A 14,312-nucleotide genomic window follows, 5' to 3' on the forward strand; every position below is an offset into this window, starting at 1 on the left:
CATAATATGCAGCTAACGGTACTTGGTGGAGCGGGGGAGCACGGTCGTTCCAGCTATTTGCTGACCGAAGCAGGGCAGCATGTATTGCTGGATTATGGTGTAAAAAAAGAAGACGGCGGACAATATCCACTTGTGGACGATATGGAGGCATTGATCGGTGATTTGCAGACGGTATTTCTGTCCCATGCGCATGAAGATCACTGTATTGCGCTGCCGATTTTGTATCGGCACGGTTACCGTGGGCACGTATGGACGACAAGAGCGACGGTGCAGCAGTTGCCCGCTTATTTTGACGCTTGGAAAAAGTATACCGATCAGCGCCATATTGTTCGTCCGTATGATGATGAAGATGAACAGCGCATTTGTTACAGTTATGTGGAAGATATCGCCGCACCCGGACAATGGGGGCAGATTGCACCGGGACTGGATATTTGCTGGGGACGCTCGGGTCATTTGCCCGGTTCGATCTGGCTCACGCTGTGCTGGAAAGGCAAATACGTATTCTTTTCCGGTGATTATACGTCCGAATCGCAAATGCTTAGCGCAGATCGCCCGCTGCATCGCGCTGGGAGCAGTTTGCAGCCTGTGCAGTATAGTGTTAGCAGTGTGTTGGAACGGAGTGCGCAGCAAGCTGGCGATACGTTACGAGTGGGGAATATGCCGTATGGTCGTAACGGACTGCAAGTGGAGAATGTAGGGCAAGATTGCGACGGTCTACACGATTACGACCGATTACACCTAAATAAGACGCCGCAAAATGATGTCGCATTGCAAGCGGCAAATGTGCTAAAACACGATAACAAGCTGTCCGGATGGAGCGTGCAATCTTCAGCGCAACCAACCGTATGTTTACCCGTACTGCCCGACCTTGATCTTGCTATCGTCGATGCCGCATATGGCGACGATCCAGAGCAGCAGGCATATAAACTGCATCGATTACAGATGCATATAAACGATACACTGCAAGCCGGTGGCTCGGTATTGTTGCCAGTGCCGCTATACGGCCGCGGACAGGAACTGCTGTTATGGGCGTATGAACAATATCCGGATGTACCGCTATTCGTTGAATCGGTACTGCTGGAAGGTATGCAGCTACTCAATAGCTATGAAGACTGGCTGCATGAAGGTGTAGTACAGCGGATGGAACGATTGTTGAATGCTTTACAACTCTATCCGCTGTTCGCTTCAGAAACAACCGATCATTTGTACACACAGCATACAAGCCGCATTATTTTCACTCCGGATGGCATGTTACAAAGCGAGCTGGCACGTCAGCATTATGAACGACTACGCGCAAATCCGCGCAATCGAGTCATTTTCACCGGACATCTTGCCAAAGGTTCACTCGGCAGCAAGCTGTTACAACAACCACCGCCAGACGGCTGCCGGATCGAGCATATTTGCTACAAAGTGCACCAAGGTTTGCCGGATGTGCAGCAAATGCTGGATGATCTAAATTGTCCACCATCCGTACTCGTGCATGCGACCCAACAGCGAACCGATCGCCTTGCCGCGTATTTGCACGAGCAGGGGTATGAGCGCATTTATTCGTTGCTGCCGACGGCGCGGTTGGAGTTTTAAGTCTACAGTGCTCAAATGAACATTCAAGTACCGGATGCAGCGATAGGGCGGCTGCTCCGGTATTTTGTTGTTTGGAAAGGTCGATAAACTAGTAGGCTGACCAGCTTAAATTCAATGTCTCATTCACTTTATCTTATGAAAATACACTGGAATTGTAGCAGGACAACATCGCTGCTCTGCACGAGCAAACTACTTATTTAACGCGGTCAGCCTACTAGCAGCTTGTCTCGAATACATTTACAGTTTTTCGATCCAACAATGGCTTGGTGCTGAATCGACTTAGGGACGTTTAAACACAATTTTAATTTGAGACAACCTACTAGTAGCCATTGAATAATTCATCATTTCCATACAGAGAGTATATATAAATTTGATCATCCTCCACAGCAAGCTTGATGTTACGCTAATGCCTGTTTTTTAAAATAAAAGAGTTAAGTCGTAAGACTCATTCGAAATGAATAAGGGGAGAGTAAACAGGTGAATCGATTAACAGGAAGCTGGAAAAAGACAGTTGCAGTATGGATGAGTGGTACATTGCTTGCAAGCATGGTGATGGTCGCACAGCCTGCGCCAACAGAAGCTGCGGCAAATATGACACCAACGTACGAAGTGAAATTTGTACTGAAGCAGGCTGTGTTAAATGCAGACGGTACGCCGACTAACGAGCTCAGCAGTGCATTTAACCTGCCGTCTAAGCCGCAAAAGATTGCAATCGAATACTTTGATACAAACAACCAGAAATTGAATGAAGCAGGCTGGAATGTACGTCTGCGCAAAAAAGAAAATAAAACCAAATACGAAATGACTTACAAAAAACGTTATGCGATCGAAAATGGCGATATTGACGCCGCCTTAGACGAAGCGAATAAAGACGGTTTTGATGCGAACGATACGAATTATGATGCCGAAGTCGATTGGGGCTACAGCAAGCAAACATTGAGTCTATCCAACGATAAAGACAGCAAAGCGCCCGATTCCAGTGCATCATTGCCGTCAGCGAAAAAGGCATTGGAGCTTGTAATCGATAATATTCCGGGCAAGCTGGAAAATTGGAAATCGTCCAATTGGGGCAAAGACAAACTGAAAAACTCGCGTGTGTACGGCCCGATTATGGCGAGTAAATACGAAGGAAGCTGGAACGGTCTGGATGTAGATATTGAAGTATGGCCGATCCGTAAAGCAGACGGGGAAGGCACAGAACCGGTTATCGAAATTTCGTTTAAAGCGGATCAGTATTCTGATGCCTCCAAAAAACGCGATCAATTGATGCAAGCTTTGCAAAATAAAGGCTGGCTTTTGCCGCAAGATTCGCTCAAAACACAGCTTGTGCTGGATCGTTATTAAGAGAGCGGTAATACGGCTGGCTAGTAGGCTAACCGCGTTACATGTGGAGTTTAACGTCATATCGCTTAGACAATGTTCATAGTGTGATGAAGGTAGAGGCGCATACGATGGAGTCGGTCAGACAGCTTGCTAGTATAGCGTAAGTATGGCGATAGATCGAAATTGTTCGTTACAATAAAGGGTCGGTACGAAGCAATTATAATGGTTTGGATCGTAAGTTTCGATGCTCTGATCGGGTTTGCCAACATTGTTCCATCTATATGCTCTAATAGTTTGACTCGCTTAAATGTGTGACATGGTACATTTAGTATAGTTACGCTCATATAGGGATAATGTTGAAAATCATATTTCTACAGACGGTATAACAAAAAGAAGCCCTGCGTAGGGCTTCTTTTTGTATTCCATACAATCTTATAAGGTATGCACTTACTTTTGCCCATCCAACACATGCGTATATCCAGCACATAGCAACTATGCTACGATAATGGTTACGTTGTTTGCTGCATCGAATGAACGTAATGCAGACGCTCCTGCGTGAGCATCAATAGCTCATATTTTGCATATGCTGCATATTCGTCCACATCGCGGCACCGAAAAGTGCAAAGAAGATAATGTAAACAACGATCCAGATCGCTGCCCAGATTAGAGCGGCTTTGGCATAATTAGACTTGGAACGATTTGTTCCTCCGCTAAATGCCCATACAAACAGCATGATGATGTTCACGAGCGGAATTGCCAGCAACAACAGTGTGATCATCCAATCTTTGACGCTAATGACCTGTGCAGCTTGACCTGGCTGTGGTGGATAGCCTGGAGGTGTGTTATTGTAATCCAAATGACCCTACCCCTTTCAAGTATCAAAGTATGTAACAATGGTCTTACGGTTAAATCAGCTTCATTATATCGCCCTAACATCCATATAACAACAAAATTAGGAATGAAATATTAGTTTAGACCTATAGTTCTAGCGATTTTGCGTACATGCGCATGATTACTATGTTAATCCCGTGTTTGCGCATCAGAATGAATATAATTTTAGTTTTAATGTACAAAATAGTTGCAAGTTACGAAAAGTATCTTTATAATGAGATTTATTGAACAGTTAATTTGTGAAATTTTCAAAAAACTTTCGCACCGTTAATGAAAAGCATCATTATTGTATGTTTTAACTATGATTTTAACTAATCGAATAGAGGTCTTCGGGGTAAGGTGAAATTCCTAACCGGCGGTGAATGTCGATTCATTCGACAACAGCCCGCGACTCGCTGTTCTGTATAGAGCAGTTGACTGATCTGGTGTAATTCCAGAGCCGACGGTAAAGTCCGGATGGGAGAAGATCAATGGATAAACCTGCACAGGTGTATTTGTCGACGCATATTGTTCGGCATTTACGAGACTGACATGTTTATTTGATCAGCCCCTGAATGTCGATTTTCGATGCTCAGGGGCTTTCCGTATGAGATCGCCTATTCAAATTCTAATGACATGAGGAGTTTGAATGATGGAAAATGTTAATTATCGGTTCCAATCTGCACAAGCAACGAAACAACGTACGATTAAAAGTGGCTTTTGGCTCGTTTTTTTGGGAGCAGCATTATGGGGTGTTGATCCGTTATTCCGTATTTTATTGCTGGAATCGTTCACTTCGACTCAAATCGTGCTGTTGGAGCACTTAGTAGCGATGTTGGCGGCGGCTCCAATTTTGTGGGTCAATCGCCATGAGCTACGCGGGCTGAAATGGCAACATATCGGTGCGCTATTGTTCCTGTCATGGGGCGGCTCCGCGATTGCGACCGTGCTGTTTACGATGGGCTTAACGTACGGTGATCTGAACGCGGTACTTTTACTGCAAAAGTTGCAGCCGCTGTTTGCGATCGTGCTGGCACGTCTGCTGCTGAAAGAAGTGCTGCCACGCGGTTTTGGCTGGTTATTTTTGCTGGCGCTGGTCGGTACGTATTTGCTCACATTTGGCTTTACTTTGCCGCTCGGTCATATGAACGATCTGGCACAAGTCGGCTCACTGCTTGCGCTTGGGGCGGCTGCACTGTGGGGCGGTTCTACCGTCATGGGACGCTTGATGGTTGGTAAAATGAAGTACGAAACGGTCACATCGTTGCGCTTCATTCTGGCGATTCCGCTGCTGATCGTACTGACAGTGCATGAAAATGCCGCTTGGGGACTGCCAGCCGGTACGATTCCGGTATTGCTGATCCTGCTTAATCTGCTCGGACAAGCGCTGCTGCCTGGTTTGCTCAGTCTGCTCATGTATTACAAAGGATTGTCTACAACTAAAGCATCGGTCGCCACACTAGCAGAGCTAAGTTTCCCGATGGTTGGCGTACTGATCAACTGGATCGTATACAGACAGCTGATCACTTGGCCGCAATTGCTCGGTTTTATGCTCATCTGGGGCGTATTGTTCGCCATTTCCAGACAGCAGCAGCCAACTGAAGCCAAGCAGTCGGTGCCACTTGCTTCCTAAATTATAGGGATCGGTACGTACACTGTGTTGCTGGGCAAGTATATCATTACAGTACATGCTGCTTGCAACATGTCGGTTTGCGTATACATCTCGGTAGAGTGTATAACATAGTAATCTCAAAACAAATAGCTTCCAAGTGATCGTAAATGATCTGCTTGGAAGCTGTTTATTTTGGGCTGAATATAAATTTTTGCCAGATCAGCGAGAATGACGTGCGCGGGAAGGTCATATTGGCACATTTGGCATCGTTGGTTTGATCGTTGTCATGATTCTCGTTATATTGGCAAACCGTTGATTGTATTCCTTCTATATATGTCATTCAACCCAACCCAACCCAACCCAACCCAACCCAACCCAACCCAACCCAACCCAACCCAACCCAACCCAACCCAACCCAACCCAACCCAACCCAACCCAACCCAACCCAACCCAACCCAACCCAACCCAACCTAACCTAACCTAACCTAACCTAACCTAACCAACCTGCTCCACACTGGCAATAAAGCGTTCAAAATCAGGCAGTTGTTCCGCGATCATTTCCTCCAAAATTTCTACCTGTACGGCTTGATAGTCGTGCATGGCGATATTGCGGAAGCCGATCATTGCTTTTAGGCTACTGCTAAGTGTGCGGTCGATGATCCCGTTGCGTTGCAGTAGATCGAATGCATCGCGTGTGCTTTGGGGGATGCCAAGTTTATGAGCGGAGATCAGGTGCATCGCCAGGTCGAGACAACCTTCACAGGCACGTTGTAAATTTAAAATGATCGAATCTTGACGTGTCAGATTGTACAGATTTTCCGCATCGCCAGCGTATTCTTGTTCAATACGGGTAACGCAGTGCCGGATCGTTGCGGCTTTGTTAATTAAAATATCGCGGTTCATCGCAGATCGTCCTCCTTTTTGCCATGCTGCAAGCACAGGTTCGCGCCAATCGCCAAGTAGGGCATAATCACGATAAGCTTGTAGCCAAGCGTTTTGCCTGAGCAATGAGTTATGTTCATACAGTATGTGTCCGGTAGTGGCAATTTGCAATTGAAAGACAGTGCTCGATTGGTCAAAATCGATCAGATCGACATCGCGCTGTACCCGTTCAGCCAGTTGTTGGGCAATGCGGAAGCGTCGATACGTAGTGAGCGGGTTTGCCTGTGGGGCTGCAATATAGGCGATATCTACATCACTGTCGATGCGCAACTCACCGCGTGCCGCCGAACCGAGCAAAATAATGACTTCAGCCGCACAATGCTGGCGAATATGTTGGATAAGCGACTGCTGTTGGATGTCGGTAAGCTGCATAGGCTGCTCCTTTTATAATATGTAGATCAGAATCGGGATTGCTTTGACATGGCAGCAGTATCGTTTGTTATGCAAAAGTGAAGCAGACTACGATATGTTGCCCGGCAACTACGAGGCAGAAGATTGAGCTTTCTGCTTAATTAAAGTAGCGTAATGCCACGTATACAAAATCCGCAATGAGCATGTGTAATGCTAACTAATAAAATACCCGCCGAAAAACAGCAATTTTAACAACTATATCATATTTGCACAATAGGCATTGTCTTGCAGCCGCTCTACTTATCTTTTCAGCAAGCAAAAGATTCAAATTTTAAATTACAAATGAGCTAAGCTGGATGTACACAAATTGCAATATCGGTTGGTACACGCCGCCTTTTTCGCTTATGATAAAAGAAGCTGTATCCGTTACCGCTCCAACGGGCGGATACAATTAGGCTTCGCACGGGTGAAAGGGGTAGTGGCGGTATGACATTTTCGTTACAGGAAGCGACGCTGTATAAGCTTCAGCAGTGGATGGAGGAAGGCACGGAGTCAGCGGTGTCGCTGACGACTCAATATATGCAGCGGATTGCCGATGTGGATCGAGCGGGGCCATGTTTGCGCGCGGTGATCGAGCTGAATCCGGATGCGCTATATATCGCGGAGAAGCTCGATGCAGAGCGTGCTGCCGGGCATATTCGCGGCGTATTGCACGGCATTCCGGTGCTCATTAAAGACAATATCAATACAGCGGATCATATGCATACGACTGCGGGTTCGCTGGCGCTAGCGGATTCGTTTGCGCCTGCAGATGCTCATCTGGTGCAGCGATTGCGCCATGCTGGAGCGATCATTTTGGGCAAAACGAATTTGACCGAAATGGCGAATTTTATGGCTTTTCAGATGAAAAATGGCTACAGTGCGCGCGGTGGGCAAACGCTCAATCCGTACGGCATTGGTCGATTGGATGTGGGCGGTTCCAGTTCCGGTTCCGCTGCGGCAGTGGCGGCGAATCTGTGCGCCGTAGCGGTCGGGACGGAAACGTCAGGCTCGATTTTGAATCCGGCTTCCTGCAACAGTCTGGTTGGCATTAAGCCTACGCTCGGATTGATCAGTCGCACAGGCATCATTCCGATTACGTATACACAGGATACGGCGGGACCGATGGCACGTACAGTGCAAGATGCCGCTTTGCTGCTCGGTGTGTTAGCAGGCAGCGATGAGCGTGACGCAGCTACATTGTTACAGCCGCCGGAATTGCCTGATTATACGGCATGTTTGTCTGCTGATGGGCTACGCGGCGCTCGCATCGGTATTAATCGTGCGCTGCTTGAACAATACAATAAAGAAGAATGTGCGATTATGGAAGCTTCCATCGAAGCGATGCGTCATGCCGGGGCGATCATCGTAGAAGGTGTCGATTTGCCGCATACAGCAGGCGAGAACTTTGATGTATTGCTGTATGAGTTTAAATCTGCATTGAATCGATATTTGTCCACACTCGGTTCGCATACGGCGGTGCGTTCACTTAAAGAGATGATCGATTTTAACCATTTGCATCATCGGGAAGCACTTCGTTACGGTCAGGAAATGCTGCTGAAAGCGGAGTATGAAACATCTGGCACGATGACAGAGCCGGCATACATTAACGCTCGGCTGCGTCTCGGCAGGCAAGCGCGTGTCGACGGTATCGATCGTCTGTTACAGACGCATCATTTGGATGCGATCTTTAGCCCCGGTTTTACCGATACACCAGCAACGGTTGGTTATCCGGCGATTACGGTGCCGGCAGGGTATCGTCGTGACGGTATGCCATTTGGCATCAGTTTTATGGGCACGGCTTACAGTGAGCCTACATTATTGCGGATTGCGTACGGATTTGAACATGTTGTGCCCGCGCGGCGCAGTCCATTGCTGTAAACGAATACCATTTGCTGTTTACCCGCTGCACATCCGGCAGCATACACCGGGCTTGTTGACCTAGGATCATTATAACGATGTTAAGCTAAAGTATTTATTTTATGCCCTATTTGCTGCTTATCCATTGCAGTGAATAGGGCTTTTGGCTATTCCATCCAGAGCTGCAAATGCTCCATTGAGGCATAAAATGGTCTGGAAACCGAATCTTTTCGCAATTTCGATCGTATTTTGCCTGTTACCTATTCTTGAACCTGTAGTAAAGAAGGTTGCAGGCATAATGAATGACCGACAAAATGTACTCAAAAGGTTGTCGAATCAGAGTGTGATCCCCACAGTACTTGTTAATATAATCATATCGTGACTTGAACAACGGTATAGAAATGCAGATGAGCTAGCGCTGTAATGGCGCTATAATGCGAACGAGATGGCAGATGGCAGTATAACAAAAGCGTCAGCAAGATAGAGAGCGGCGTACACTCACATGTAACAATATTGATCTCATCCATACAGTGTAGACAGAGCTAATCGGAATTGAATTCCATGTTGAAGCAATACATCGGCTAAACAGTATATAGCGGAAGTAGATCAATACAGATCGACAGCAGGCATAAATCATATTGTACATATAACGGAATATAACAAATTTGTAGACAGTGAGCGAAGCTGTATCGATTAGCTGCTAATTGGGAAGCTGATTTCGCTTAGCAGCAAGCAGCTTTGGCTCGAAATAATCGGTCTAATGTTTATGCAATAATTATTCAACTAATTGTATAAATTGTAAATTTGCGCTCCTACACTGATTCGACAGTATAAAGTGGAGAAAGTGGATTTTTTTGTGGGAAAATAATGTTTTATTACTAGTTTAAGCATAGTTAATGTGATTTTTTATGTGTAAAAGACAGAAAATTAATCATTTTAGTAAGGGAAATAATTGCTTTATTTGAACATTATGGGTCTTTGGCACGGTTTCCGATTTGGAGCATTGACTAATGAACAGGGATGAAACATGATAGACGTATGTTCTTTCATATTCCAGTATATGTATTTTTATGCCAAAAAAAAGAATATGAAACAGGACAGAATGAAGATTGTATCTCATGCCTGTATCTACTGTATTTTTGCCAGCTCGTTACGCTTGCTTGAACTGATTCTCTCGTATGTGCACATCATTTTAAAGGAGGAATTAGAATGCAGCAGTCCGGTGTTTCTGTAGAGCAATTGATTCAAATGATTAGTGACGTGAAGGAAGACCCCGCTTGTTTAACCAAACTTGGTCCGGATTCGGATATTATCCATGATGCTGGTTTGGACTCCCTCCAGTTAATTCATTTTATTTTGCGGATTGAAGATGAATACGATGTAGAGATCGATTTTGAACAATTTGATATGGATCATCTCGGCTCGATTGCTGGATTTTGTAACTTTGTCAATCAGGCAAAAACCGGAGAAAACACACAAACGATGGAAGCTTAGGTCTTACATATAATGTAAGACCGTGACGCAATAAAACGTCGAAAACTGTATAGTGGGATGGCAAAACAGGATGTGGCAGGTGCCATGTAACACTACATGTCGTAGGCTGCTTTTGATCATTAACTGTGAACATACTAGGATGATGGGGACCTTGTTAGCATAACGCAGACAGATGTCTGTACGTATGAGCATGTGTGAGAAGTGAATGGTCCGAAAACAAACCAAATCGCAATGTAGGAACGACCCGCCTTTCAAATTGACGAAAGAGGTGTTATACATGCAGCCAAGAAGTGAAGTCACGATTGACCGTGAAGCATTTAAGTTAATTAAACGCACAATTCGCAATGCCGCTGTATCCTACCGTAACAAAATGAAAGACCCTACGTACAAAACCGAGTTACCGCAATCGCTTGGCATCAAGCTGACGAATCGCTGTAATTTGCGTTGTACGCATTGCTTTCAGTGGAATGAAGACGGCTATCATCATCAGATGGACAAAGCCGAGCAAAATATGGACCTTGATCCGGCGATCTTCAAGCAATTGCTGGACGATACGAAAGCGGTTAAATCACGTCTGTATTTATGGGGCGGAGAGCCGATGTTTCACCGTCAATTCAGTGAAATTTTGGGACATATCCAAAATGATCGCCGCGAGATGACGATCTGTACAAACGGTCTGCTGATTAACAAGCATTTGGATCAAATACTCGATCTGTCCGAAAATCTGGAGCTGCTCATTGCGGTGGAAGGGTTTGAGAAGGAACATGATCTTATTCGCGGTAAAGGCACATTTAAGAAAACGATGGCTGAAATCGATCGACTGGTCGAGCTGCGTGAACAAGGATTGTACAAAGGTCGCATTTCTGTGCATGCGGTCATTAATGACAATATGATCGGACGTATGACCGAGCTGTTGGAATTTTTTGAATCGAAAAAGCTTGATCTCGTCATGCTCTGCTTCCCGTGGTATATTTCGCGCGAAACGTCGGTGAAGATGGATCATTATTTTACCGAAAAATTCAGCTGGTTGCGTCAGCTTGATGAACGCCATATTAGTAGCTGGCATGCGTTTAAATACAAAATTAACCCGGACAATATGGAAGCGCTTATGAACGATCTGAACGCGATCAATGAACGGGTATGGAAAATACGAATTCGTTATCAGCCAGGGCTGGACTACGATGAGATCGACAAATTTATTCACGGCGAAGAAATGACGAGCCGCTGCTCCAACAACTGTCTTGCGCTCACATCGCGTACGGATATTATTCCGGATGGCAGCGTGCTACCGTGCAAATTTTTCTCCGAGTTTACGGTCGGCAATTTGAAAAATCAAAGCTTGCGCGATATTTGGGATTCAGAGGAATATGACCGGATTCGGCAGACGATCAATGAAGGCGGGCTTACACCGGCTTGCTCCAAATGCAGTGTACTTTATTTGCACGGGGCGAGCGGGCTGCAATCGCTGAACTATATTTGATCGGAAGGGGCGAAGCGATCATGAGTCAAAACGACAAAACGTTAGTGTCACTCGATATTGATGTGCTTGGTTTGCCGCCTGAAGAAGTGCAGCATATTATCGATTCTGTGCAAGTACCGGAAAATGGAGAAATTGTAGTTGCCGATCTGCTGCAAATTATGGAAGATCGGGTCGTCATCAATCACTGCTTTTATGGCGTCGTGCGTGGCATGCTGAATCAAAAAGGGATGACGCTGGAAGAATCGGATATTTATATGTTATGTAATGGCCCGTTTATCGCTTATAACGGACAGTATGATACATTTGGTCAATGCCCGATGGTGCATATGCTGAAAGAACTGGAAGCTCATACCGGTATCGGTGTGCATTATAAAGTAGTTGATTTGTCCGCTCGTGATCGTGTCGCCATTTTGCAAGATTGGTATGAAGTGCTCGATAGCGGGCAAACGCTGCTGTTGCATATGGAAACATCGAATCTGATTTACAATCAACTGTATGTAGAAAGTCCGGGTAAAGGGCATGTCGTTCAACTGTACGGTCTGCATGCCGAGCAGAATACAGCGCATATCGCTGATTATTATTTGCTTGATAAAGCGGGTCAGGTGCTTGGTTATAACGGTACAATCCCGTTGTCCGAGCTGCTGGACGGAGTGGTCGAATATGCGTATATGAGCGGGGAAACCGAACATACGGTGCAGCCGGAGCAACTGATGTCTGCTTGTGCGGAACATGTTGCCGAGTTTCTGGCAGGCAGCATCGACGCGGATGGCAGCGCGAACGGTATGGCGGCATATCGTTACCTGAATACGCAGCTCGCCTCGATGCAGGAGCTGGATGATGCGGCGTTTGAAGCGACATGTGCGCTAATCTATTATCATCTGCGGATTGAAAGTTGGATGCATCTGCTACGTTATACGACTCAGTTTGTCACAGATCATGAGGGACTGTTAGGAGCGGATGGAGCAAGCTTGCGCAGCGGTATGGAAGGGGTGCAACAGATGGCACGGCGCCAGTTGATGATGTTATACAAAATGGGTATTCGCCGTGATCGTGCTGCACTTGATCGGTATTTGGCAAACAATGAACGTATGTTGGATGAATTTGAAATGCAATTAAAAAAACTACAGTATGCAGCTAGCAAAGTTAGCGTCCCTGCGCCGTCTCAGCCGTAGTGTTAGCGAACGATCCATTAGACTGTCCGCATTCGTGCGGGCAGTCCTTATATTCTAACAAGGAGGGATCATGATGCGTGAATCGATACGTGAAGCCGCTGGACAAGCTGTACTGCATATGGGGACATTTGAAGCCGAATTGCATTGGCGTGAACCTAATTTGGCAACATTGCCTTCATTGCCTGATCAAGAAGCAGAGCGGATTGTAACGGCGATGGATGAGCTATTGTTCGCTTTTTGCCAGCCTGGTGATCTGTTGTTAACACGGTATGCGATGGAAGCGTGCCAGCGTGATTATACGGCGGCGCTTGGCTTTGATTTTGCGACAGCGCGCAGCGATTTGGAACCGCTTTTGCATGCTGATACGGCTACAGTATCTCAGTCGCTGCATAGCGGCGGTCAATTGCTGCAACAGAACAAGACGGAACAGCCGATTTCCGTCTTTCGGCTATTATATGAGCAAGGGCAAGCGGTCGCTGCTCAATTGCCACTCGCCGGCGCGCAATTGTCGCCATTTGCCTGGGTTCCTTATATTAACGAAACGAGCCAGCGGTATAGTATTGTGGCAAGGCAGCCACAGCTTGAAACGGTACGAACGGTCAATACGAAGCATTATTCCGCTTTGATGAAAGAGCGGCTTGAACTTGCTAATCCAGGGCTGCTTGTACGCAGTGCAGCCGAATTGGAACTAGTGGGCGGCACTTTACTACAGGACGGCAGCTTTATGATCAAGGACAATTATGGCGTTTCCGGTAAAGGCAATCTACATATCGATTCCCCTGCATTGCTACAGCGGATCGTAAACAGCGTACGCAAACAGGAGCAGAAGGGGCGTCATGTGCAGTTTGTGCTGGAACGCTATTTGCATAAGGAACGCGATTTTTCATGCCAGTTCCACATTACCGAGCAGGGCGATATCGATATTTTATCGGTGCAATGGCTTGCCAATTCCCAATTTGCTTATCGTGAATCATTGTCACCGGATGCACAGTTTATGGAGCGGCTCGAGCGCAGTGCGTATTTTGATACGATGATCGATATCGGGCGTTTGCTGTACCGGGACGGATATTTTGGGCATGTGTGTATCGATTCAATGACATTGCAAGACGGTACGATCGAGCCGATGGTCGAGATCAATGCGCGCAAATCGATGAGTTTGATCAAACATAGCATCGACCGCTATTTGCGCCAATACGGATTGGTCGGTAATATGACCAATTACACCGTGTCTCATGACGGCAGCTTTACGTATGAACAGTTGTTGATTGAGCTAGAGCATCAGGGGCTATTGTTTATGCCGGAACGCGGTAGCGGTATTTTGCCGCTCACTTCGGCGGCATGGTCGGTCAATCATCGCGATGCGCCTATGGGCAGCAAACGTAAAGGCAGATTGTATTTGTCGGCTGTTGCGGCAGATGAGCAGCAGAAGCGGGAATTGCTGGATCGGCTTGAAACACTGCTGGATAATCGCGATGTAAAAGTGCTGAATTAAACATAGGCAATGCCGCAGTCAATTCGATCTGCACAGGCAATACACCGTCTATGAAAGCGCCTACGAATGAAGCAATATCCGTATCGATCTTCATAT

Annotated in this window: 10 protein-coding genes, 1 pseudogene and 1 riboswitch; of the genes and pseudogenes, 8 read left to right on the forward strand and 3 right to left on the reverse strand. The window is 46.3% G+C overall.

Features of this window, described 5'->3' with window-relative positions; all coding sequences use genetic code 11:
• The first annotated feature begins 6 nt into the window (after positions 1-6).
• Both U1I11_RS01930 and U1I11_RS01935 read left to right on the forward strand, forming a co-directional pair.
• Positions 7-1,581, forward strand: coding sequence for an MBL fold metallo-hydrolase (locus U1I11_RS01930; RefSeq protein ID WP_322903344.1), 1,575 nt, complete (start codon positions 7-9; stop codon positions 1,579-1,581).
• Between the two features lie 522 nt (positions 1,582-2,103).
• Complete coding sequence (locus U1I11_RS01935; RefSeq protein ID WP_416235592.1) at positions 2,104-2,925, forward strand: hypothetical protein; 822 nt, start codon at positions 2,104-2,106, stop codon at positions 2,923-2,925.
• Positions 2,926-3,466: 541 nt separating this feature from the next.
• Here the strand turns inward: U1I11_RS01935 and U1I11_RS01940 are convergent.
• A complete protein-coding gene (locus U1I11_RS01940; RefSeq protein WP_322903348.1) occupies positions 3,467-3,760 on the reverse strand; it encodes a hypothetical protein in 294 nt (97 codons plus the stop codon).
• 356 nt (positions 3,761-4,116) lie between these two features.
• Positions 4,117-4,267, forward strand: a riboswitch (FMN riboswitch).
• A 159-nt stretch (positions 4,268-4,426) separates the two neighbouring features.
• Here U1I11_RS01940 and U1I11_RS01945 point away from each other — a divergent pair.
• Positions 4,427-5,407 (forward strand): DMT family transporter, encoded by a 981-nt coding sequence (locus U1I11_RS01945; RefSeq protein WP_322904462.1) that lies wholly within the window; start codon positions 4,427-4,429, stop codon positions 5,405-5,407.
• Positions 5,408-5,881: 474 nt separating this feature from the next.
• Here the strand turns inward: U1I11_RS01945 and hepT are convergent, their stop codons facing one another.
• Both hepT and mntA read right to left on the reverse strand, forming a co-directional pair.
• Positions 5,882-6,289 carry a type VII toxin-antitoxin system HepT family RNase toxin gene (gene hepT / locus U1I11_RS01950; RefSeq protein ID WP_322904463.1) on the reverse strand — a complete coding sequence of 136 codons (408 nt, stop codon included), beginning with the start codon at positions 6,287-6,289 and terminating at the stop codon, positions 5,882-5,884.
• A gap of 63 nt (positions 6,290-6,352) precedes the next feature.
• Positions 6,353-6,700 (reverse strand): annotated as a pseudogene (gene mntA, locus U1I11_RS01955) (type VII toxin-antitoxin system MntA family adenylyltransferase antitoxin); the annotation flags it as partial.
• A 465-nt stretch (positions 6,701-7,165) separates the two neighbouring features.
• On the opposite strand from mntA, the gene U1I11_RS01960 reads away from it, so the two are divergent.
• From U1I11_RS01960 to U1I11_RS01980, 5 genes are all read left to right on the forward strand, one after another.
• Positions 7,166-8,599, forward strand: coding sequence for an amidase (locus tag U1I11_RS01960; RefSeq protein WP_322903350.1), 1,434 nt, complete (start codon positions 7,166-7,168; stop codon positions 8,597-8,599).
• A 1,188-nt stretch (positions 8,600-9,787) separates the two neighbouring features.
• Entirely contained in the window at positions 9,788-10,072 is a 285-nt protein-coding gene (locus tag U1I11_RS01965) for an acyl carrier protein (protein ID WP_322903352.1), read from the forward strand.
• 277 nt (positions 10,073-10,349) lie between these two features.
• Positions 10,350-11,552 (forward strand): radical SAM/SPASM domain-containing protein, encoded by a 1,203-nt coding sequence (locus U1I11_RS01970; protein ID WP_322903353.1) that lies wholly within the window; start codon positions 10,350-10,352, stop codon positions 11,550-11,552.
• Positions 11,553-11,572: 20 nt separating this feature from the next.
• Positions 11,573-12,724: a BtrH N-terminal domain-containing protein gene (locus U1I11_RS01975; RefSeq protein WP_322903354.1), complete on the forward strand. Its 1,152-nt coding sequence runs from the start codon at positions 11,573-11,575 to the stop codon at positions 12,722-12,724.
• Positions 12,725-12,794: 70 nt separating this feature from the next.
• Complete coding sequence (locus tag U1I11_RS01980; RefSeq protein WP_322903356.1) at positions 12,795-14,216, forward strand: ATP-grasp domain-containing protein; 1,422 nt, start codon at positions 12,795-12,797, stop codon at positions 14,214-14,216.
• The last annotated feature ends 96 nt before the right edge of the window (positions 14,217-14,312 follow it).

This window comes from Paenibacillus campi, assembly GCF_034659835.1.
In the GTDB taxonomy this organism is placed as follows: domain Bacteria; phylum Bacillota; class Bacilli; order Paenibacillales; family Paenibacillaceae; genus Saccharibacillus; species Saccharibacillus campi.

Excerpts from the sequence above, each read along its gene's own strand:
- U1I11_RS01945 (WP_322904462.1), top strand. The coding sequence starts at position 4,427 with ATGGAAAATGTTAATTATCGGTTCCAATCTGCACAAGCAACGAAACAA.
- U1I11_RS01930 (WP_322903344.1), top strand. The coding sequence starts at position 7 with ATGCAGCTAACGGTACTTGGTGGAGCGGGGGAGCACGGTCGTTCCAGC.
- hepT (WP_322904463.1), bottom strand. The coding sequence starts at position 6,289 with ATGAACCGCGATATTTTAATTAACAAAGCCGCAACGATCCGGCACTGC.
- U1I11_RS01960 (WP_322903350.1), top strand. The coding sequence starts at position 7,166 with ATGACATTTTCGTTACAGGAAGCGACGCTGTATAAGCTTCAGCAGTGG.
- U1I11_RS01935 (WP_416235592.1), top strand. The coding sequence starts at position 2,104 with ATGAGTGGTACATTGCTTGCAAGCATGGTGATGGTCGCACAGCCTGCG.
- U1I11_RS01980 (WP_322903356.1), top strand. The coding sequence starts at position 12,795 with ATGATGCGTGAATCGATACGTGAAGCCGCTGGACAAGCTGTACTGCAT.
- U1I11_RS01970 (WP_322903353.1), top strand. The coding sequence starts at position 10,350 with ATGCAGCCAAGAAGTGAAGTCACGATTGACCGTGAAGCATTTAAGTTA.
- U1I11_RS01965 (WP_322903352.1), top strand. The coding sequence starts at position 9,788 with ATGCAGCAGTCCGGTGTTTCTGTAGAGCAATTGATTCAAATGATTAGT.
- U1I11_RS01975 (WP_322903354.1), top strand. The coding sequence starts at position 11,573 with ATGAGTCAAAACGACAAAACGTTAGTGTCACTCGATATTGATGTGCTT.